At 71.2% G+C, this 20,526-nt stretch carries 13 protein-coding genes and 1 pseudogene; 8 read left to right on the top strand and 6 right to left on the bottom strand.

The window, feature by feature from the left end:
• Window positions 1–62 precede the first annotated feature (62 nt).
• Window positions 63–758 (bottom strand): annotated as a pseudogene (locus LNW71_RS02110) (PucR family transcriptional regulator); the annotation flags it as partial.
• Between the two features lie 319 nt (window positions 759–1,077).
• Here LNW71_RS02110 and LNW71_RS02105 point away from each other — a divergent pair.
• From LNW71_RS02105 to LNW71_RS02085, 5 genes are read left to right on the top strand one after another with little or no spacing between them, the layout of a single operon-like run.
• The gene (locus tag LNW71_RS02105; protein WP_250966649.1) at window positions 1,078–1,875 is read left to right on the top strand and encodes an ABC transporter ATP-binding protein; all 798 of its coding nucleotides are present in this window, start codon (window positions 1,078–1,080) and stop codon (window positions 1,873–1,875) included.
• On the top strand, window positions 1,872–2,675 hold the full coding sequence (locus LNW71_RS02100; protein ID WP_250966648.1) for an ABC transporter ATP-binding protein: 804 nt from the start codon (window positions 1,872–1,874) through the stop codon (window positions 2,673–2,675). The genes LNW71_RS02105 and LNW71_RS02100 overlap by 4 nt, the downstream gene beginning before the upstream one ends.
• A complete protein-coding gene (locus tag LNW71_RS02095) occupies window positions 2,672–3,562 on the top strand; it encodes a branched-chain amino acid ABC transporter permease (protein WP_250966647.1) in 891 nt (296 codons plus the stop codon). The genes LNW71_RS02100 and LNW71_RS02095 overlap by 4 nt, the downstream gene beginning before the upstream one ends.
• Window positions 3,555–4,718, top strand: coding sequence for a branched-chain amino acid ABC transporter permease (locus LNW71_RS02090; RefSeq protein WP_374119322.1), 1,164 nt, complete (start codon window positions 3,555–3,557; stop codon window positions 4,716–4,718). Before LNW71_RS02095 ends, LNW71_RS02090 begins: the two co-directional genes overlap by 8 nt.
• On the top strand, window positions 4,715–5,965 hold the full coding sequence (locus LNW71_RS02085; RefSeq protein ID WP_250966646.1) for an ABC transporter substrate-binding protein: 1,251 nt from the start codon (window positions 4,715–4,717) through the stop codon (window positions 5,963–5,965). The genes LNW71_RS02090 and LNW71_RS02085 overlap by 4 nt, the downstream gene beginning before the upstream one ends.
• Before the next feature lie 70 nt (window positions 5,966–6,035).
• Here LNW71_RS02085 and LNW71_RS02080 read toward each other — a convergent pair whose 3' ends face one another.
• Both LNW71_RS02080 and LNW71_RS02075 read right to left on the bottom strand, forming a co-directional pair.
• Window positions 6,036–8,396: a discoidin domain-containing protein gene (locus LNW71_RS02080; RefSeq protein WP_250966645.1), complete on the bottom strand. Its 2,361-nt coding sequence runs from the start codon at window positions 8,394–8,396 to the stop codon at window positions 6,036–6,038.
• Window positions 8,397–8,708: 312 nt separating this feature from the next.
• Window positions 8,709–9,611, bottom strand: a complete 903-nt coding sequence (locus tag LNW71_RS02075) for a TIGR03564 family F420-dependent LLM class oxidoreductase (RefSeq protein ID WP_250966644.1) — start codon at window positions 9,609–9,611, stop codon at window positions 8,709–8,711.
• A gap of 101 nt (window positions 9,612–9,712) precedes the next feature.
• Between LNW71_RS02075 and LNW71_RS02070 the strand changes: the two genes are divergently transcribed.
• The 3 genes from LNW71_RS02070 (at window position 9,713) to LNW71_RS02060 (ending at window position 15,687) form a co-directional block, all read left to right on the top strand.
• Window positions 9,713–10,249, top strand: coding sequence for a TetR/AcrR family transcriptional regulator (locus tag LNW71_RS02070; RefSeq protein ID WP_250966643.1), 537 nt, complete (start codon window positions 9,713–9,715; stop codon window positions 10,247–10,249).
• A 179-nt stretch (window positions 10,250–10,428) separates the two neighbouring features.
• Entirely contained in the window at window positions 10,429–14,520 is a 4,092-nt protein-coding gene (locus tag LNW71_RS02065) for a bifunctional nitrate reductase/sulfite reductase flavoprotein subunit alpha (protein ID WP_308294445.1), read from the top strand.
• Between the two features lie 45 nt (window positions 14,521–14,565).
• A complete protein-coding gene (locus LNW71_RS02060; protein ID WP_250966642.1) occupies window positions 14,566–15,687 on the top strand; it encodes a PP2C family protein-serine/threonine phosphatase in 1,122 nt (373 codons plus the stop codon).
• Window positions 15,688–15,784: 97 nt separating this feature from the next.
• Here the strand turns inward: LNW71_RS02060 and xdhC are convergent, their stop codons facing one another.
• Genes xdhC through LNW71_RS02045 form a run of 3 tightly spaced genes read right to left on the bottom strand, consistent with a single transcriptional unit; the run spans window position 15,785 to window position 20,518 of the window.
• Window positions 15,785–16,594, bottom strand: a complete 810-nt coding sequence (gene xdhC, locus LNW71_RS02055) for a xanthine dehydrogenase accessory protein XdhC (RefSeq protein WP_250966641.1) — start codon at window positions 16,592–16,594, stop codon at window positions 15,785–15,787.
• A 1-nt stretch (window position 16,595) separates the two neighbouring features.
• Window positions 16,596–19,052 carry a xanthine dehydrogenase molybdopterin binding subunit gene (gene xdhB, locus LNW71_RS02050; protein WP_250966640.1) on the bottom strand — a complete coding sequence of 819 codons (2,457 nt, stop codon included), beginning with the start codon at window positions 19,050–19,052 and terminating at the stop codon, window positions 16,596–16,598.
• Window positions 19,049–20,518, bottom strand: coding sequence for a xanthine dehydrogenase small subunit (locus LNW71_RS02045; protein ID WP_250966639.1), 1,470 nt, complete (start codon window positions 20,516–20,518; stop codon window positions 19,049–19,051). The genes xdhB and LNW71_RS02045 overlap by 4 nt, the downstream gene beginning before the upstream one ends.
• Window positions 20,519–20,526 lie beyond the last annotated feature (8 nt).

The raw sequence follows: 20,526 nt of genomic DNA, 5'->3' as shown, positions 1-20,526 counted from the left end.
TGCGGAGCGAGGGTCCGGGGCGGTGCCCCCGGTGGCAGCAGCCGTACCGCGTCCAGTGCCAGCATCAGTTCCACCAGCTCCCGCGGCCGTGACAACGACCGCGAGGTCAGCCCCTCCAGGCGCCGCAACCGGTTCAGCACCGTGTTCCGGTGACAGCACAGCCGTAGCGCCGCCCGCCCCGCCGACCCGTCGCACTCCAGCCACGCGTCCAGGGTCGAGACCAGCAGGGCCCGGTCCGCCGGGTCGCGGGCCAGGAGCGGGCCGAAGACGTCCCCGGCCAGGTAGGCCGCGACCGCCGGCTGGCCGGCCACCAGTGCCGCGGGGACCCGGCCGGCCAGGCAGACGACGTCCTCCCCGCCGGAGCCGCACGTCAGCAGCGCCGCCTCGGCCAGCCGACGGGCGGTACCCAGGCCGGCGAGGCCGTCCACGGCCGGGCTGACGCCCCCGGGGCCCGCCCCCCGGTCCGCCAGGAGCGCGGCGACGGCGGCAGGCTCCGCCTCGCCCAGCGCGACCACGGCGATCTCCCGGCCGGGCCGCGGCCGCCAGAGGAACCGCAGCCCGGGTGCGCCCGCCGGCCGGTGCGCAGGACCGGGACGCTCCCGTACCGGCTCCTGCACCGCCACCACGGCCACGGCGTAACGGCCCGACTCCGCCAGCCCGAGCACCGTGGCGGCGAGCGCGGTGAGGCCCGGCCCGGTCTCGTCCTCAAGCAGCGCGTCGAGCAGCGCCCACTCCCGCTCGTTCCCGCGCTGCCGCATGCCCGCCCCGTCCCTCCGCACACGCTGCGGACCGCCGCCGCACACCGGCCCAGTCGCCGGAGCGCCGTGGTGAGGATGCCACCGGCCCGGACGCCGGGCGACAGCGGACGGCCCGCCTCTGTGCGCGTGCACAACCAGCGGCCTCCCGCACTGGTCACCCGCAGCGTTTCGGCCGGGCACCGTGGACGGGCGGCCCGCCCGCTGCTGGTCTGTGGCCCCACGGCGCCGGTGGCGTACCCGGTCGGGAACGCCGGTCGCAGCCACCGCGCCACACGACTCGACGAGTCGATTCGACGACAAGGCGGAAGGAGGAGGACGCATGGCAACGCTGGAGATCCGAGGACTGTCCGTGGGCTACGGCCCCGTACGCTCCCTGCGCGACGTCTCCCTCGATGTGCCGGCCGGCGCGATCACCGCCGTACTCGGTGGCAACGGGGCGGGGAAGACGACGCTGCTGCGGGCCATCTCGCGGACCCTCGGCTTCCACCGCGGTACGGGCACGGGCACCGTCCGCTTCGACGGGCGCCACCTGGACGGGCTGCGCCCCGCCCAGGTGGTGGCCGCCGGAGTGGTCCAGGTGCCCGAGGGACGACAGGTGTTCGCCCGGATGACGGTGGCCGACAATCTGCGGGCGGGTGCCCTGGGGGCCCGCGGCGGCCGCAAGGCGTCGGCGGGCGCCCTGGCCCGCGTGCACGAACTGTTCCCGGTGCTGGCCCAGCGCGCGCACCAGCGCGCCGGACTGCTGTCGGGCGGCGAGCAGCAGATGCTGGCCATGGGGCGGGCCCTGATGGCCCGGCCCCGGCTGCTGCTGCTCGACGAGCCCTCGCTCGGTCTCGCCCCCCTGATGGCCGCGAAGATCGCCGAGACGGTCCAGGAGATCAACGCGGCGGGCACGTCCGTCCTGCTCGTGGAGCAGAACGCGGCGATCGCCCTGCGGCTCGCCTCCACGGCATACGTCCTGGAGGTCGGCGAGGTCACCCTGGAGGGACCGGCCGACGAGCTCACCGCGTCCGACGAAGTGCGGCGGCGCTACCTGGGCGTGGTCGACGAGACGGCCGCCGCGGACGCGGACCGGGCCGCCGGCTCCGCGCGCACCCTGAGCAGGTGGTCCGCATGAGGGCCACCCAGGAAGCCGCCCCGGTCGGGACCGCCCCGGCCGCCCTCGACGTCCGGGACGTCACCGTCCGCTTCGCCGGGCTCACCGCCCTGGACGGCATCTCCTTCACCGTGGAACCGGGCAGCGTGCACGCCGTCATCGGCCCCAACGGCGCCGGGAAGTCCACCTGCTTCAACGTGCTCTCCGGGGTGTACCGGGCCGCGTCCGGCAGCGTCCGCCTCGGGACGACGGAGCTGACCGGAATGGCCCCGCACCGCATCGCCGCACTCGGTGTCGCCCGGACCTTCCAGAACATCGCGCTGCCCCCGCACGCCACCGTCGCCGACAGCCTGCTGCTCGGCCGGCACCGGCTCACCCGCGCCGGGTTCCTCGCCAGCGGACTGCGGCTGCCGTCAGCTGCCCGCGAAGCCGCCCGGCACCTTGACCGGGTCCGGGAGATCGCCGAATTCATCGGGCTGGAAAAGGAGTTGGACCGGCCCGCCGGGGCCCTCCCGTACGGGCAGCAGAAGCTCGTCGAGCTCGGCCGGGCGCTGTGCATGGAGCCGCAGGTCCTCCTCCTGGACGAACCCGTCGCCGGGATGACCGCCGACGAACGGCGGCGCACCGCAGCCGTCGTGGCCGGGGTGCGCAAGAGCCTCGGCATCTCGATCGTGCTCGTCGAACACGACATGGGAGTGGTGATGCGGCTCGCGGACGCCGTGACCGTACTCGACTTCGGACGCAGGATCGCGGGCGGCACCCCCGCCGAGGTCCAGAACGATCCGGCCGTCGTCCAGGCCTACTTGGGGGCACAGGAATGACCACCTTCATCGAACTCCTCCTCGGCGGCCTGTCCATCGGCTCGGTCTACGCCCTGATCGCGCTCGGCTTCGTCGTCATCTTCAAGGCCACCGAGGTCGTCAACTTCGCCCACGCCTCCCTGCTGCTCGCCGGCGGCTACGTCACCGCCGTCCTCCATGACGACATCGGGTTCTGGCCCGCGCTCGCGGTCGGCATCGCGGGAGCGGCCGTCGTCGGGGCGGCCGTCGAGTTCCTGGTGATGCGCCGCTACCGGGGCAGCGACCACAGCGTCCTGGCCATCGTCACCATCGGCGTCGACATCCTCCTCACCACGGAACTCACCCGGCGCATGGGCACGGAAGTGCTCTCGCTCGGCGACCCCTGGGGCGACCGGGTCGTCACCATCGGCGATGTCACCCTCGCCCAGACGAGGATCGCGGCGTTCGTCGCCGCCGCCCTCCTCATCACCGTGTTCCTGCTCGCCTTCCGCTTCACCTCCTGGGGGGTGTCGATGCGGGCCGCCGCCGAGAACCCGCAGACCGCCGCCCTGATGGGGATCAAGCTCGGCCGGGTGTCGCTCGCCGCGTGGGCGGTGGCCGGAGCACTCGCCGCGGTGGCCGCGCTCTTCCTCACCGTCTTCCCCACGCCGGGCCTGGAACGGGCCACCTCACTGGCCGCGCTCAAGGCCTTCCCCGCCGCGATCCTCGGCGGACTGGACTCGACGACCGGGGCACTGGCCGGGGGGCTGATCGTCGGAGTCACCGAATCGCTCGCCACCGGCTACCAGAGCGACCTCTCCTTCCTGGGCCGCGGCATCGGCGACCTCGCCCCCTACCTGGTGATGGTGCTCGTGCTGCTCCTGCGGCCCGCCGGACTCTTCGGTACGAAGGAGCTCGCCCGTGTCTGAGACCACGAACCCGACCACTGCCGGCACCACGGCCGAGACCCCGGCGAAGGCAGCGGTCGGCGCGCCACTGGCGGGCATCGCCGCGCGGCTGCGCCACCCACGCACGTACCTCTGGGTTCTCGGATCGGTCCTCCTGCTCGCGTTCCCGTTCTACCTGGACCGCTTCTGGCTGCAGGCAGGGCTCTTCGCGATGGCCGCCGCGATCGGTGCCATCGGGCTCAACCTGCTCACCGGAGCCACCGGCCAACTCTCCATGGGGCACGCCTTCTTCCTCGCGGTCGGCGCGTACGGCTACTGCGTCCTGGCCGGGGAGAGCAGCACGGAGAACGGGCACGACCTCACCGGACTCGGCCTGCCCAGCTGGCTGGCCGCCGTGCTCGCCGTGCTCCTCGCCGGCGTCGCCGGCGGCCTGTTCAGCCCCATCGCCGGCCGGCTGCGCGGGGCATACCTCGGCATCGCCACCCTGGCGCTGATCTTCATCGGCCAGCACGTGCTGTTCAACGCCGGGTCCCTCACCGGCGGTTTCAACGGCCGCGCCGTACCGCCGCTCTCGCTGTTCGGCTTCGACTTCGACGACACCGAGGTCGTCGTGGCGGCGGTGCCGTTCCAGTCGTCCGAGAAGCTCTGGTACGCGGCGCTGCTCGCTCTGCTCCTCAGCGGGCTCTTCGCCCGCGGTGTGCTGCGCGGCAGGCCCGGCAGGGCGCTGAACGCCATCCGCGACCACCGCATCGCGGCCGGCGTGATGGGAGTGCCGGTGGCCCGCTACCGCGCCGCCGTCTTCGTCCTGTCCTCCATGTACGCCGGACTCGCGGGCGTGCTGCTCGCACTGGTCTTCCAGCGGACCGTGCCCGAGTACTTCGGCATGGTCCTGTCCCTCGAATACCTCGCCATGATCGTCATCGGCGGGCTCGGCACCGTGGCGGGAGCGGTCGTCGGAGCCGCCTTCGTCTCGCTGCTGCCGCAGGTGCTCACCCACTACAGCGACTCCCTGCCCCTGGTCTCCGCCCCCGGTACGGGCGGTCTGGCACCGGGCGAGGCCTCGCGCTATCTGTACGGCGCCGCGGTGGTCGCGGCTGTTCTGTTCCTGCCCGGCGGGCTGACACGGCTCGTGCCCGGTGGCCTGACACGTCTGAAGAACTCAGGGGAGAAGAAATGAAACTGCGTGTGTTCGGGGCCGTGTGCGCGGCCCTCGCCCTCACTCTCGTGGGCTGCAGCGAGAAGGCCAAGAGCTCCGACGAGGGAGCCCAGGACAAGGGCGGTGTGAAGACCGGCGAAGGCGTCACCGCCTCGACGATCTCCCTCGGTGCGCTCACCGACATGACCGGGGTCTACGCCTCCCTGGGCAAGAGCGTCACCCAGGCCCAGCAGCTGTGGGTCAAGCAGACCAACGCGGCCGGCGGCATCTGCAAGCGGAAGATCGAGCTGACCGTCCGCGACCACGGCTACGACCCGCAGAAGGCCATTGCCGGCTACACGGAGCTGGAGCCGAAGGTGCTCGGCTTCGTCCAGTTCATCGGCTCGCCGTTCGTGGCGGCGGTCGAGCAGCGCATCGACGGGCAGGACAAGGGACTCGTCCTGCCGCAGGCCTGGTCGGCGAACCTGCTCGGCAGCAAGTACGTCCGCGTCATCGGATCCACGTACGACGTCGAGACCATCAACGCCATCGACTACCTCCTCGCCGAGAAGCGGATCGCCAAGGGCGACAAGATCGGTCATGTCTACTTCGAGGGCGACTACGGCGAGAACGCCCTGGCCGGTTCGAAGTACGCGGCGAAGGAGGCGGGCCTCACCGTCGTGGAGCAGAAGATCAAGCCCACCGACAACGACATGACCGCCCAGGTCGCGGCGCTCAAGCAGGCAGGTGTCAAGGCCATCGTGGTCAGCGCGGGCCCGCGCCAGGCGGCCTCGCTGGTCGGTGTCGCCGCCGCCACCGGCTTCAAGGTCCCGGTCGTGGGCAACAACTCGGCCTTCGCCCCTCAGCTGCTGAAGACCCAGGCAGGCCCGGCCCTGCTGAAGGACTACTACGTCGCCGCGTCCACCCTGCCCATCGGTGACCCCGGCGCAGGCCCCGCCAAGCTGTCCAAGGAGTACGGGGCCCAGTACCCGAAGGACGGTCTCGACAACGGCGTCATCGCGGGATACACCGCGGCGACCCTGTACGGCGAGGCGCTGACGAAGGCCTGCGCCGCGAAGGACCTCACCCGGGAGGGCGTCGACAAGGCCCTGCTGACCATCAAGGACTTCGGGAGCGACTTCGGGATGTCGCACGACTTCTCGGACCCGGCGGCGCCCTCCACCCGGCAGAGCGTGATCATGAAGCCGAACGCCAAGACCCCCGGCGGCCTGAAGGTCGTCAGGCCGGCCCAGGCGGCAGCGGCGGCGAAGTCCTACACGCTGAAGTAGCGGGAGCGGCAGAACCGACCGCCGGACGGGCGCGCGCTGCGGCCCGTCCGGCGATCGGCCGTGTGCCGGTTCAGCTGGTGTACGCCTCCAGTTCGGAGAGCTGCGCCGCCGGCCATCCGGTGTTGCCGGTGACCGTCAGCCGCAGATAGCGGGCCGACGTGCCGGGCAGGGTGATGGTCGCCTTGTTGCCGCTCGACGGGTCGAAGGTGTAACCCGCCGATGCCTTGAGGGAGTTGAACGTGTTGTTGTCGGTGCTGCCCGACACGCTCAACGTCTGCGTACGGGTGGCCCAGGCGGCCGCCGGTGGCAGCTTGAGGACCAGCCGCTTGAGGGCCTTGGCCGCCCCCAGGTCCACGGTGATGGTCTGCGGGAACGCGTGGTTGGTGCTCTCCCAGTAGGTGTTGGCGTTGCCGTCCACCGCGTTGGACGCGCCGTACACGTCCGCGTGGCCCGACTCGGTGACCGGGCGGCCCTGGGCGAGGTTGCCCGGGTCGGCCGGCGGGTCCGTGGGCGGGTCGGTGGGGGGATCGGTGGGCGGGTCGGTCGGGCCGGTGCCGCCCTGCGGCACACCGCCGTTGGTCCACACCGGGGTCGGCCAGGTGCCGGTGCAGGCGGGCGGATCGGCGTACCAGCCGGAGTTGCCGGCGCCCCGGGTGATCTGGAAGCCGCTGCCTACGCAGTTGTGGATCGGATTGGCCTGCGCGATGTGCGTGGCCACGACGTTGGTGAAGGTCGCTGTGCCCGGGGCCTGGATCTGCAGCGCGTAGGTGCCGGCGCCGTCGATCTTGATGTTGTTGAAGTGCAGCCCGTTGGTGGCGCCCTCGATGACGTGGATCGCCGCGTACGAGCTGTCGAGTATCTCGGTGTCGGAGATGTTGACGGTGGCGTTGATCGGCTCGTTGAGCCCGCTGAACCAGATCGCGCCGACGCCGAACTGCCAGTTGTAGTCGTTGTTGCCGGTGCGGATCAGGGTGTTGCGGGCGGCCGTCGTGGTGCCGGAGACGGCCGTGCCCTGACCGGAGTTGACACCCGGGTAGCGGTTGGCGATGTGCAGCCCGCCGCCGTTGGAGATGGTGTCCGACATGACGTTGTCGGAGATGGTGATGTCCTTGCCGCCGTACGTCACGATGTTGTTGGCGAGGATCGGCAGGATCACCGTGTTGAACGTGAACTTGTTCTTCACGTTCGGGATGTTCTCCGCCCACATCGCCAGTCCGTCGTCACCGGTGTTGCGGACGAAGGTGTTGGTGACCGTGGAGTTCGTGACGCCGTAGTGGAAGTTCACGCCGTCGGCGGTCTGGTCCAGGATGCGGCTGTTCTTGATGGTGAAGTTGTCCATCGGGCCGTCCATCCAGGCGCCGCACTTGGTGTGCTGCATCCAGACGTTGTCAACGGTGGAGTTCGACAGGGCGCCGCCGATGGCGTTGACCTGGTCGTTGTCCTCGCGCTCCCGGATGTCGCCGATGATGGCGAAGTCCTTGAGCGTGACGTTGCTGCTGCCGCCCTGCGCGGCGTACTTGCCGTAGACGCCGACGGCCTTGCTCCGGTTCGAGGGGTCGCGCCCGGTCAGCCCGGAGTACCAGGGGCCGGCGCCGCGCAGCGTCACCTTGTCCACGACGATGTGGTCGCGCACCTGGAAGGTGCCCTGCGGGATGTAGACCTCCTTGCCCTGCGCCTTGCCCGCGTCCACGGCCGCCTGGATCTTGGCGGTCGAGTCGGCGCCCCCGGTCGGGTCGGCGCCGAAGTCGGAGACGACGTCGAGTGCGCCCGACGGCTTGGCGGTCGGCGCGGCCACCTGCTCGAAGTCGGCCAGGTCGATGGTGAACGAGGGCGAGGCGGAGGTGGAGGACACCTGCAGCCGGACCTTCGTACCGGCCGCGAGGGTCGAGCCGAACATGGTCCGGGCCTCGTCGTAGAAGTGGTGCGGGTTGGTGTCACCCGGGTTGTTGTTGAACGGGTAACCGCCGTAGTACCAGCCGTACTTCGAGGTGACGGGCACCGCCTTGGGGGAGGCGCCGTTCACTCTCACGTCGATCGAGGCGTCCCGGCCCGATCCCGCGGCGTTGTCCGGCAGTGAGTACCGGAAGGACATCGCGTTGGCCGGCGCGGTGAGCGTGAACTCCACGTACTCGCCGACGGCGTCCAGGGTCACGGCCTGTCTGCCGGATGCCTCGGACGGCAGCGTGCCGTACAGGCGGTTCGGTCCGATCAGCGTGCCGTTGGTGGCCGCGTACTCGGCTTCCTGCTCCTTGAACGGAACGGTCGCACCGCGACCGGGAACGGCCAGGGGTGAGGGGGCGGGGACCCCCGCAGCCTGGGCGGTGGGGGCGCTGGACAGCACCACGGCGGCAGCGGTGCCGAACGCGGCGAGTGCCAGCGAGAGAGAGGCGGATACGGATCGTCTGAGCAACGGGCGTCTGGGTGGGGTCACGTGGAAGTCGTCCTTGCGGCTCGCGGGGGGCTCTTCGGACGCCCCACAGGCTAGGAGTAGTACCGCAAAGAAGTCCATGCCGGTGCGCAAGATTCTGCTCGGGTTACTCAAATTTGTGACTCAAACCCGTGAAGAGTGTGTGGTGTGCGGTCGTTGGGCTCCGGTGGAGGAAGAGTTGCGCCCCTCGGGAGAGCCTCCGCTGACCCGAGGGGCCCCAGGCGCGCCGGATATGGCGTGTCCGGGCCGCATGCCTGGGAAGAGATGCAAAAGATTTGCATCTGCTGGCAAAATGATGAGGAGGTCTGGGGCCCGCTACCGGCGGCGCAGGGCGGACAGCAGGTCCAGCGTCCTGGACTGCTCGGTCGCGTCGCCCACCCTGCCGACCAGGAGGTCCGTCGCACCGGCCTCGGCGAAGGCCCTGATGCCCGCCGCCACGGTTTCCTCGTCGCCCGCCAGTACCGTCTCGTGCACACCGGACATGCCCTGCCGGTCCAGGAGTGCGCGGTAGCTGGGCAGTTCGGAGGCCGGCCCCACCGCGGCCGCGATGGCCCGGCGTACCCCTTCGGGGTCGGTGGTCACGCAGGCGTGGACGCCCGCCACGACGCGCGGCGCGCCGCGGCCCGCTGCTGCCGCGGCCTCCTCGATGCGCGGCCTGACGTGTTCGGCGATCGTCCGCGGGGTGGCCCAGACAGTCACTGTTCCGTCCGCGGACTCGCCCGCGATACGCAGCATCACCGGCCCCAGGGCGGAGATCAGCACCGGCGGCGCGGTGGCGCCCGGCACGGTGAGCCGGGCAGTCGCGCGCAGTGTCTCGCCGCGGTGGTCCACCGCTTCGCCGCGCAGCAGGGGGGTCAGGGCCGACAGGTATTCGCGGATGTGCCGCGCCGGGCGGTCGTAGGAGAGTCCGAACCCGTTCTCGATGATCGGGGCGTGGCTCGGGCCGATGCCGAGTGTGAGGCGGTTGCCGGTGACCGCCTGGACGGTGAGCGCCTGGGTGGCCAGGGCGATGGGGTGCCGGGGATACGTCTGGACCACCGCGGTGCCCAGCTCGATACCGGGCGCCCGCTGTCCCGCGAGGGCTGTCAGTGTCAGCGCGTCCCATTCGAAGACCTGGCTGAAGAAGACGCTGTCCAGACCCGCCTCCGCCGCGACGCGAGCCTCGTCGAGCGCTTCCTCCGTGCTCGGCGCCTGGCCGACGTACAGACCGATCCGCATGACCCCTCCATCAAGCTGAATATCGGATTCACCTTCTTGCCGGGACCCTACCGTAAGGTGAAGCGACAGTTCATGTTTCGGGCGGATGGAGGAAGCTGCACGTGCGAGCGGATGCGCAGCGCAATCGAGAGCTGATCGTCGTCGCGGCGCTGGAGGTGTTCACGGAGTGCGGCTCCGAGGCGTCGATGGACCGGGTCGCCCGCGCCGCGGGGCTGAGTGTCGGCGCGCTCTACCGTCACTTTCCCGACCGGCAGGCGCTGCTGGAGCACATCGCCACGGACGCGCTGACGGACCTGCTGGAGTTCGGCCGCGCCGCCGCGGCCGCGCTGGACTCCACTCGCTGGGAGGTGCTCCTGCGGCTGGTCGCCCACTGCATGACACTGCCGCTCGCCATGGTCAAGTCACTCGCGGGGGCCACCGGCCACAACGCCGGGCTGGAGGCGCTCATCGACGCCACGGACACGCTGTTCGAGGACGTCGCGCGCGAGGCGCAGCGCGAGGGCAGTATGCGGGCGGACGTGGCGCCGCACGCGGCGATCGGTGTGCTGAACGTGGCGGTCTGCCGCCCGGGCGCCCGGTTCGACGACCCGCTGGTCACGGTGGTGCTCGACGGCCTGAAGGCCCCGGGCGGCGCATGACACCGGCTCGGCCGGTCCCGGGGACCCTTCGCGCGCACCGGCGGTCTCCGGCACCACTCACAGTGCCGGCCCGGCGGGTGTGCGGCGAGCGTTACCGCCCATGATCCGCCGGGGCACATCGGCGTAATGGGCGGTTCGTACCGTCGGGGCCACGATCCGATCCACGGTAAGGTCCCCCGGTGCCCCCACAGAGCTCGTCGACCGCCGTCGCCCAGGTACGGACGGTCTGCTCGTACTGCGGGGTGGGCTGCGGCATGGTCCTCGACGTCGCCGTCGGCCCCGACGGCCGCCGGAAGGTCCTCAAGGCGTCCGGCGACCGGGCCCACCCCGCCAACTCCGGCCGGCTGTGCACCAAGGGTGCGACCACGGCAGACATGCTCGCCGCCCCCGGACGGCTGACCACCGCACTGCTGCGTCCCGAGCGCGGCGCCGAGCCCGTGCCGGCGCCCGTGGACGAGGCGATCACCGGCACGGCCCGGCGGCTGCGGGCGGTCATCGACGAGCACGGGGCGGACGCTGTCGCCTTCTACGTGTCCGGGCAGATGAGCCTGGAGGCGCAGTACCTGGCGAACAAGCTGGCCAAGGGGTTCGTGCGGACCAACCAGATCGAGTCCAACTCCCGTCTGTGCATGGCCAGTGCGGGCAGCGGCTACAAACTCTCGCTGGGCGCCGACGGCCCGCCGGGGTCGTACCAGGACTTCGAGAAGGCGGACGTCTTCCTCGTCATCGGCTCCAACATGGCCGACTGCCACCCGATCCTGTTCCTGCGGATGATGGAACGGGTGAAGGCAGGCGCCAGGCTGATCGTCGTCGATCCGCGCCGCACCGCCACCGCCGACAAGGCGGGCCTCTTCCTCCAGATCAGGCCCGGAACCGACCTGGCCCTCCTCAACGGCCTGCTGCACCTTCTGCACGAGGGCGGGCACACGGACGCCCGCTTCATCGCGGAGCGCACGGAGGGCTGGGAGGCGATGCCGGAGTTCCTCGCGGACTACCGGCCCGCCACCGTCGCGCAGATCACGGGCATCCCGGAGGCGGACATCCGCCGGGCGGCGCAGTGGATCGGCGGGGCGGGGGAGTGGATGAGCTGCTGGACCATGGGGCTGAACCAGTCCACGCACGGCACGTGGAACACCAACGCACTGATCAATCTGCACCTGGCCACCGGGGCGATCTGCCGGCCCGGCAGCGGTCCGTTCTCGCTCACCGGCCAGCCCAACGCCATGGGTGGCCGCGAGATGGGCTACATGGGGCCCGGCCTGCCCGGCCAGCGGTCCGTGCTGGTCGACGAGGACCGTGCCTTCGTGGAGGAACTCTGGGGCCTGGAGCCCGGAACCGTACGCAAGGACGGCTCCGGCAAGGGCACCGTCGACATGTTCCGGCGGATGGCGGAGGGCGAGATCAAGGCCTGCTGGATCATCTGCACCAACCCCGTCGCCTCGGTCGCCAACCGCCGGACCGTCATCGAAGCCCTGGAGACGGCCGAACTCGTCATCACCCAGGACGTGTTCGCCGAGACCGAGACCAACGCCTACGCCGACGTCGTACTGCCCGGAGCGCTGTGGAGCGAGAGCGAGGGCGTCCTGGTCAACAGCGAACGCAACCTCACGCTGGCCCGGCCGGCCGTGGACCCGCCCGGCGAGGCGCTCGCGGACTGGCGGATCATCGCGCGCATCGCCTGCGAGATGGGATACGCCGAGGCCTTCACCTACGAAAGCGCCGAGGAGATCTTCGAGGAGATCAAGGGCGCGGCGAACCCGAAGACCGGCTACGACCTGCGGGGCGTGACGTACGAGCGGCTGCGCACCACGCCGGTGCAGTGGCCGGCTCCGTCGCCCGAGGGCCCCGACCGCAACCCGATCCGCTACCTCGGCGAGGACGGCGGCCCGGTCTTCCCGACAGCGAGCGGGCGGGCCGTCTTCTTCGGCCGTCCGCACATTCCGGCCGCCGAGATGCCGGACGACGACTACCCGTTCGTCCTCAACACCGGCCGGCTGCAGCACCAATGGCACACCCTCACCAAGACCGGGAAGGTCGCCAGGCTCAACAAACTCGATCCGGCCCCGTTCGTCGAACTGCATCCCGAGGACGCGGGGCGGCTCGGGATCACCGACGGCGACTCGGTCGAGCTCGCGTCCCGGCGCGGGCGGGCCGTGCTGCCGGCCGTGGTGACGGACCGGGTGCGGCCGGGCTGCTGTTTCGCGCCGTTCCACTGGAACGACCTGTTCGGCGAGTACCTGAGCGTCAACGCGGTGACCAGCGACGCCGTGGACCCGATCTCCTTCCAGCCCGAGTTCAAGATGTGCGCGGTGACGCTGACGAAGGCCGCCACCGCGGCCGCCCTCCCGCCGGCCCCCGTCGCCGCTCCCGCCGCCCAGCCGGCCGTGCAGGTGCCGGCCGTCGCTCCGGCCGGCGCCGCAGCAGCGTTCGGGCTGCAGGACACGCCACCGCCCGTGCTCGCCGAGCACGAACGCCAGTACCTGGTCGGATTCCTCGCCGGACTGCGCTCGGGCACGCCCGGAGTTCCCGTGCTGCCGGCCGGTGCGCCGTTCGGCGCCGAGCACGCGCGCTGGGTCAACGGCGTCCTCGCCGGCATGTACTCGCGCACCGCACAGGCCGCGGAGGAACCGGGGGAGCAGGATCCTTCGCCGGGACGCGAGGTGGTCGTGCTGTGGGCCTCGCAGACCGGCAACGCCGAGGAGTTCGCCACGGCCGCCGCCGACCGGCTCACCGCCACCGGGCACCGCGCCCGGCTGGTCGGCATGGATGCCGTGGACCCGCGCGCCCTCCCGGCGACGGCCGACCTCCTGCTGATCACCAGCACCTTCGGCGACGGCGACGCCCCTGACAACGGGGCCGGGTTCTGGGAGGCGCTGACCGCCGCCGACCTCCCGGCCCTGGACGGCAGGCGGTACTCCGTCCTGGCCTTCGGCGACTCCTCGTACGACGACTTCTGCGGGCACGGCCGGCGCCTGGACCAGCGGCTGGACGAGCTGGGAGCGGTACGGCTGGCCCCGCGCACCGACTGCGAACCCGACTACGAGCCCTCCGCGAAGACCTGGCTCGACCAGGTCCTCACCTCGCTCACCGCACCGGCCGCGACGGCCGCGCCACCGGCCCCCGCCCCCGCAGCCACGCCTGCACGCAGCGCCAAGCCGGTGCCCGCCGCCGCCCGGCTGACCGGAAACCGGCTCCTCAGCCTCCCCGGCGCGGGCAAGGAGGTCCGCCGGTTCACCTTCGACACCCGGGACGCGGCCGTCCCGCTCGTCTACGAGGCCGGTGACGCCCTCGCCGTGCACCCCGTCAACAGCGCCGGCCTGGTGACCGAATGGCTGGCCGTCACCGGCCTGGACGCCGCTGCCGTCGTCGAGGTCACCGGCATCGGTGAGCTCCGGCTCGACGAAGCGCTGCACAGACATCTGGACATCACCGGGCTCACCCCCGCCCTGCTGGGATTCATCACCGAACGCACGGGTGACCGGGCGCTGAAGAAGATGCTGAGGCCCGACAACAAGGGCGAGCTCGCCCGCTGGTCCTGGGGCCGGCAGGCCGTCGACGTCCTCGCCGAGTACCCCGTCCGTGCCACGCCGCAGGAGTGGGCCGGCATCCTCAAGCGGCTGCAGCCCAGGCTGTACTCGATATCGTCCAGCCCGCGCACCGACCCCCATCAGGTGTCCCTGACCGTCTCCGTCGTCCGCTACGAGAACCTGCACGGCCGCCCCCGAGGCGGGGTCTGCTCGCCCTTCCTCGCCGACGCCGCCCCCGACGCCGAGGTGTCGGTCACGGTGCGCCGCGCCCCGCACTTCCGGCCCCCGGCGGGCCCCGGCACCCCGATGGTGATGGTGGGCCCGGGGACCGGAGTCGCTCCGTTCATCGGCTTCCTGGAGGAGCGCCGGGCGCTGGGCCATCGCGGTCCCAACTGGCTCTTCTTCGGCGAACAGCACCGGGCCACCGACTTCTACTACGAGGACGAGCTGACGGCCTTCCTCGCCGACGGCACCCTCGCCCGCCTGGACACCGCCTTCTCGCGCGACCAGCGCGCCAAGGTCTACGTGCAGGACCGGATGCGCGAACACGGCGCCAAGCTCTGGTCCTGGCTCCGGAACGGCGCCCATTTCTACGTCTGCGGCGACGCCGCACGGATGGCCAAGGACGTCGACCGGGCGCTGCGCGACATCGCCGTCACGCACGGCGGCCTCGACGCCGACGGCGCGGCCCTGTACGTCAAGCAGCTCGCCGCCGACAAGCGCTACGTCCGGGACGTCTACTGACCGCCCCGAGGAGCGGTGAGCGGCAGGGTGGGGTATCCCGGAACCATGGGTTCCCGGCAATGGTCACCGTCACTCCAGGGCGGTACGCGGCAGAGCAGAGCACTCCTCGTGCTGCCGTTCGTGCTGATCGCCGTCGTGACCACGGTCGACATCATCGCTCCGCCGGACGTCCACCTGGGGCCCTTCCTGGTGGCCGCTCCGGCGATCACCGCATCCTTCGCGGGCCCCGGCCTGACCTCGTTCGTCGGCGCGGTCGCCGTACTGGCCCAGGCGACGGTGGCGGTGACACGCACCAGCATCACCGATCTCAACCACATCTACCAGATCGTCGCGCTGTTCCTGATCTCCGCGTTGGCCACGGTCTTCGCCCTGCTGCGCAAGAGGCACGCAGCGGAAATGGTGCAGCTGCGCTCCGTGGCCGAGGCGGCCCAGCGGGGCGTACTGCGGCCGGTGCCGCCGCGCAGCGGGCCGCTGCGCCTGGCCTCGGTGTACATGGCCGCCGAAGCGGGAGCGCAGCTCGGCGGGGACCTCTACGCGGCCGCGCGCACCCCCGAAGGAACCCGGGTGATCATCGGTGACGTCAAGGGCAAGGGGCTCGACGCCATCAGCAGCGCCGCCGGCGTCCTGGGAGCCTTCCGCGCCCTGGCCCGCCAGGAGAGCGGGCTGGCGAGCCTGGTGGCCCGGCTGGAGACCAGTGTGGCCGCGCACCAGATCGACTCCGCGCAGGAGGCAGCAGACGAGAACATCGCGGAGGGCTTCGTCACGGCGGCCGTGCTCGACATTCCCGATGCCGCACCGGTACTCCGCCTCGTCAGCTGCGGGCACCCGCCGCCCCTGCTGCTGCGCGCCGGTCAGGTGTGCCCACTGGACGCCACGGAACCGGTACCGCCGCTCGGACTCGGCCGGCTGACGGCAGGCCGGATCGAGGAGGACGTGTTCAGCTTCGACGCGGGGGACATGCTGCTGCTGTACACGGACGGTGTCACCGAGGCCCGTGACGGCTCCCGGGACTTCTATCCGCTGACCGAACGGGTCGCCGCGCTGCGCAGGGAGAGCCCCGAGGAACTGCTGAAGCATCTGTGCGCCGACCTTCTGCGCCATGCGGGCGGACACCTGGGCGACGACGCGGCCCTGGTCGCCATCGAACGGCTTCCCGCGACCGAGTGAGGAGCGGCTCCGCGTCCTGGCCGGCCGCGGCCGCGAAAAGGGTGCCCCGCCCGTGCGTGCGCACGGGCGGGGCACCCCTGTCGGTCCGGTCGCGGACTCAGTCGACCTCGGTCTCGAAGGTGCGGAGCAGATCGGCGGCGACGCTCACGGCGATCGTCGCCGGGTCCTTGCCGGTGATGTCGGCCAGCCCGATCGGGGTCTTGATCCGGTCGATGGTGGCCTCGTCGTGCCCGCCTTCGGTGGCGAGGCGTTTACGGAACCGCACCCACTTCGCCGCCGAACCGATCAGCCCGATGCTGCCGAGATGGGACGTACGCAGGGCGGCGTCGCACAGAGCGGCGTCCTCGGCATGATCATGGGTCATGATCAGGATGTGGGTGCCGTGCGGCAGCTCCTCCAGCACCTCCTCGGGCAGCAGCGGCGTGTGATGCGTGTGGACCTGCGCCACCGCGTCGGCCAGCACGTCGAGCCGCTCCTCGGTCAGCATGTCGGAGCGGGTGTCGACCAGATGGAGGTCGAGGTCCTGCCGTGCCAGGATGCGCGCCAGTTCCAGGCCGACGTGCCCTACGCCGAAGACGGCCACTGACCGCACCACCGCCAGGGGTTCGAGCAGCACCGATACCGTGCCGCCGCAGCACTGCACGCCGTGCTGGTTGGTCACCTTGTCGTTCAGGGCGAAGTCGATCAGCTCCGGCTCCGGCTTGGACGCCACGATCATCTCCCGGGCCCGGTCGACCGCGACGGCCTCGACGTTGCCGCCACCGATCGAGCCCCATGTCTCGTTCTGCCCCACCACCAGTTTCGCACCGGCGTCGCGCGGGGCATGGCCGCGCACGGTTGCGACGGTCACCAGCACGCCGGCCTCCCGGCGTGCCCGCAACCGCGCAACCGCGGCAACCCATGTCATGTCAGGCACCGCTCAACGCTGTTACGTCGGCGCGGACCTTGCCGTTGGAGGCCTGTCCGTTGGCGGCGTGACCGTTTCCGGCGTGGGCGCCCACGGCAAAGCCGTCGCGGGCGGGAGCGTTCCGCTCGGCGGCGCCCTGACGGGCACCCTCGATCGCCCAGTACACCGCCTCCGGCGTCGCGGGCGACGCCAGCTCGACGCTGACCCCGCTCGGCCCGAACGCCGCGGCTGCCTGCCGCAGCGCCTCCCGCACCGAGAACGCCAGCATCAGCGGAGGCTCACCCACCGCCTTGGACCCGTAGACCGAGCCCTCCTCGGTGGCGTTCTGCATCAGCGCGACGTTGAACTCCTCGGGCATCTCCGAGAAGCTCGGCAGCTTGTAGGTGCTCGCGGCCTGCGTCAGCAGCCGGCCCCGGTTCGGGCCGTCAGTGGCGTCCCAGCGCATGTCCTCAAGGGTCAGCCAGCCCGCTCCCTGTACGAAGCCACCCTCGATCTGGCCGATGTCGATCATCGGGGAGAGGCTGTCGCCGACATCGTGCACGATGTCCACCCGCCGGATGCGGTAAGCCCCGGTGAAGCCGTCCACCTCCACCTCGGCCGCCGCGGCGCCGTGGGAGAAGTACTTGAACGGCGAGCCCTGGAACTTCTTCGCGTCCCAGTGCAGACCCTCGGTCCGGTAGAAACCGGCAGCCGAGAGCTGGACCCGCTGGAAGTAGGCGGCGCGCACCAGGTCGTCCCAGGCCACCTCCTTGTCGCTGCCCAGGGTGCGTGCGACGCCCTCGACGATACGTACGTCCGAGGCGTTCGAGCCCAGCTGCGAGGCGGCCACCTGCAACAACCGCTCGCGCAGCTGCTCACAGGCGTTCTTCACCGCCGCACCGTTGAGGTCGGCGCCGGAACTGGCGGCGGTCGCGGAGGTGTTGGGCACCTTGTCGGTCCGCGTCGGGGCCAGCCGCACCTTGTGCAGCGGGATGCCCAGGGTGGTCGCGGCCACCTGCAGCATCTTGGTGTGCAGCCCCTGGCCCATCTCGGTGCCGCCGTGGTTGATCAGGACGGACCCGTCCTTGTAGATCAGCACCAGTGCGCCGCCCTGGTTGAAGGCGGTGAGGTTGAACGAGATCCCGAACTTGATGCCGGTGACCGCGAGTGCCCGCTTGGTGTTCGGGTGCGCGGCGTTGAACGCGGCGATCTCGCGCTTGCGATCGGCGACGCCGCCGTTGTCCAGGGTCTGCTGCCAGACGGCGGAGATCCGTTCCGGCTGGTCCACCGGCTGCCCGTAAGGAGTGGCCTGACCCTGCTGGTAGAAGTTGCGCTCGCGCAGCTCCATCGGGTCCAGGCCGAGCAGCGGCGCGCACCGGCCCATGATGTCCTCGATGACCAGCATGCCCTGCGGTCCGCCGAAGCCGCGGAAGGCGGTGTTGGAGACCTTGTTGGTCTTGGCGATGCGACCGGCGATGCGGGCGTTGGGGAGCCAGTAGGTGTTGTCGATGTGGCACAGCGCACGGGCCACGACCGGCTCGGAGAGGTCCAGGCTCCACCCGCCGTCCGCGGTCAGGGTGGCGTCCAGTGCCCGGATACGGCCGTCGGCGTCGAAGCCGATCTTCCACTGGGCGTGGAAACCGTGCCGCTTGCCGGACATGGTCAGGTCCTGGGTCCGGTTGAGCCGCAGCCGGACGGGCCGGCCGGTCAGCTTGGCGCCGAGCGCGGCGATGGCCGCGAACCCGTGCGGCTGCATCTCCTTGCCGCCGAAACCGCCACCCATCCGCAGACACTGCACGGTCACTTCGTGGCTGTGCAGGCCGAGGACGTGAGCGACGATCTCCTGGGTCTCCGACGGGTGCTGGGTGCTGCTCTGGATGAACACCTGCTCGGCCTCGTCGATGTGGGCCAGCGCCGCGTGCGTCTCCAGGTAGAAGTGCTCCTGATCGGAGAACTGGAACTCTCCGCTGAACACGTGCGCGGAGTCGGTGAAGCCCGCGTCGACGTCGCCGGTCAGCATCACCGGCCTGGCGCCGTGGAAGCTGTCGGCCGCGATCGCGTCCTGCAGCGTCACCACGGAGGGCAGCTCGTCCAGTTCGACCTCGACGGCGGCCGCACCGAGCCGGGCCGCCTCCAGGGTCTCGCCCAGCACCCAGGCGACCGCGTGGCCGTAGAACATGACCTCGTCGGGGAAGAGCGGCTCGTCGTGCTTCATCCCGGCATCGTTGACACCGGGAACGTCGGCACCGGTCAGCACACGGACCACGCCGGGCACGGCGAGCGCGGGCTCGGTGCGCAGCGCGGTGATCCTGCCGTGCGCCTTCATGACCTGGACTGGATGGGCGTGCAGCACGTCCTTGGTACGGGCGACCAGGTCATCGGTGTACAGCGCGGTACCGGTGACGTGCAGGGTGGCGCTCTCGTGCGGCATCGTGACGCCGACGACAGGCTTCTCGGGGCGTTCGGACAGATGACTCATGACGACACCGCCTCAGTGGTTTGTGCGTACAGCTTCAGCAGGCTCTGGCCCAGCATCGCGGAGCGGTAGAGGGCGCTGGCGCGATGATCGCTCATCGGTGTGCCCTCGCTCCGCAGCTCGCGGGCCGCGGCCTCGACGGTCTGTGCCGACCACGGCCTGCCCTCCAGGGCCGCCTCGGTGGCGAGGGAGCGGATCGGAGTGGCGGCCACGCCGCCCAGCCCGATGCGTGCCTTGCGGACGACCCCGTCCTCGATGTCGAGCGCGAACGCGACCGCCACGCTGGAGATGTCGTCGAAGCGCCGCTTGGCGATCTTGTGGAAGGCCACGACCGGCGACAGCGGCAGCGGGACACGCACCGAGCGGATCAGCTCGCCCGGACGCCGCACGCTCTGCCGGTAACCGGTGAAGTAGTCCGCCAGCGGGACCACGCGCTCGCCGTCGGCGTCGGCGAGCACCACCGACGCCTCCAGCGCGAGCAGCACCGGCGGGCTGTCACCGATGGGGGAGCCGGTACCGAGGTTGCCGCCGAAGGTCGCGCCGTTGCGGATGAGCCGGGACGCGAACTGCGGGAAGAGCTCCGCCAGCAGCGGTACGTCGCCGTCCAGACGGCGTTCGATCTCGGTGAGCGTCAGCGCCGCCCCGATCTCGATGTAGTCGGATTCGACTCGCAGCTCCCGCAGTTCGGGCAGCCGGTCGATGCCGACCACGCAATCCGCCCGGCGGGAGCGGATGTTCACCTCGACGCCCCAGTCGGTGGAGCCCGCGACCACCACCGCGTCCGGCCGCTCGCGCAGCAACTGCAGCGTCTCGGCCAGCGTGCTCCGCCGCAGGAACGCGCGGTCGTCCTGGGCGTATTCGGTGACGGCCGGTGCGGGCGGGGACTGCTCACGACGCTGCGCGAGCGGGTCGTCCTCGGCAGGTGTACCGACGGCGAACGCGGCATCGCGAATCGGACGGTAACCCGTGCAGCGGCACAGGTTCCCGCTCAGCGCGTGCAGATCGAAGCCGTTCGGACCGTGCTCGGCGTCGGCGTCGGCGCTGCCGGCCTGGTCCTCGTGCGCGCACCGGTCGGACCGGTAGTACTCGGAGGCCATGCTGCAGATGAATCCCGGTGTGCAGTAGCCGCACTGGGAGCCGCCGCGGACTGCCATCTCCTCCTGCACCGGGTGCAGGGTGGCCGGTGTGCCGGGGGCGCCGACGGTGGCGAGGCCCTCGGAGGTGATGATCTCCTGACCGTCGAGGCCCGCGACCGGGACCAGACAGGCGTTGACCGCCACCCAGTCGGTGGGCTTGTTCACCCCGGGACGTGCCACCAGGACGGAGCAGGCGCCGCACTCACCCTCGGCGCAGCCCTCCTTGGTCCCCGTGAGGCCACGCTCGCGCAGAAAGTCCAGCACTGTGGCGTGGGGTGCGGCCGGTGAAATCGGCGCTTCTTTCCCGTTGACCGTGATCCGCGCCGCTACCATGAGAGGCC

It is taken from the genome of Streptomyces sp. RKAG290, from assembly GCF_023701695.1.
Taxonomy (GTDB): Bacteria; Actinomycetota; Actinomycetes; order Streptomycetales; family Streptomycetaceae; genus Streptomyces.
Note: the sequence above shows the minus strand (reverse complement) of the source record. Positions and strands in the feature narration are given on the sequence as shown.

Coding starts and splice junctions, on each gene's coding strand:
- LNW71_RS02105 (WP_250966649.1), top strand. CDS start 1,078: ATGGCAACGCTGGAGATCCGAGGACTGTCCGTGGGCTACGGCCCCGTA.
- LNW71_RS02100 (WP_250966648.1), top strand. CDS start 1,872: ATGAGGGCCACCCAGGAAGCCGCCCCGGTCGGGACCGCCCCGGCCGCC.
- LNW71_RS02095 (WP_250966647.1), top strand. CDS start 2,672: ATGACCACCTTCATCGAACTCCTCCTCGGCGGCCTGTCCATCGGCTCG.
- LNW71_RS02085 (WP_250966646.1), top strand. CDS start 4,715: ATGAAACTGCGTGTGTTCGGGGCCGTGTGCGCGGCCCTCGCCCTCACT.
- LNW71_RS02075 (WP_250966644.1), bottom strand. CDS start 9,611: ATGCGGATCGGTCTGTACGTCGGCCAGGCGCCGAGCACGGAGGAAGCG.
- LNW71_RS02060 (WP_250966642.1), top strand. CDS start 14,566: ATGGGTTCCCGGCAATGGTCACCGTCACTCCAGGGCGGTACGCGGCAG.
- xdhC (WP_250966641.1), bottom strand. CDS start 16,594: ATGACATGGGTTGCCGCGGTTGCGCGGTTGCGGGCACGCCGGGAGGCC.
- xdhB (WP_250966640.1), bottom strand. CDS start 19,052: ATGAGTCATCTGTCCGAACGCCCCGAGAAGCCTGTCGTCGGCGTCACG.
- LNW71_RS02045 (WP_250966639.1), bottom strand. CDS start 20,518: ATGGTAGCGGCGCGGATCACGGTCAACGGGAAAGAAGCGCCGATTTCA.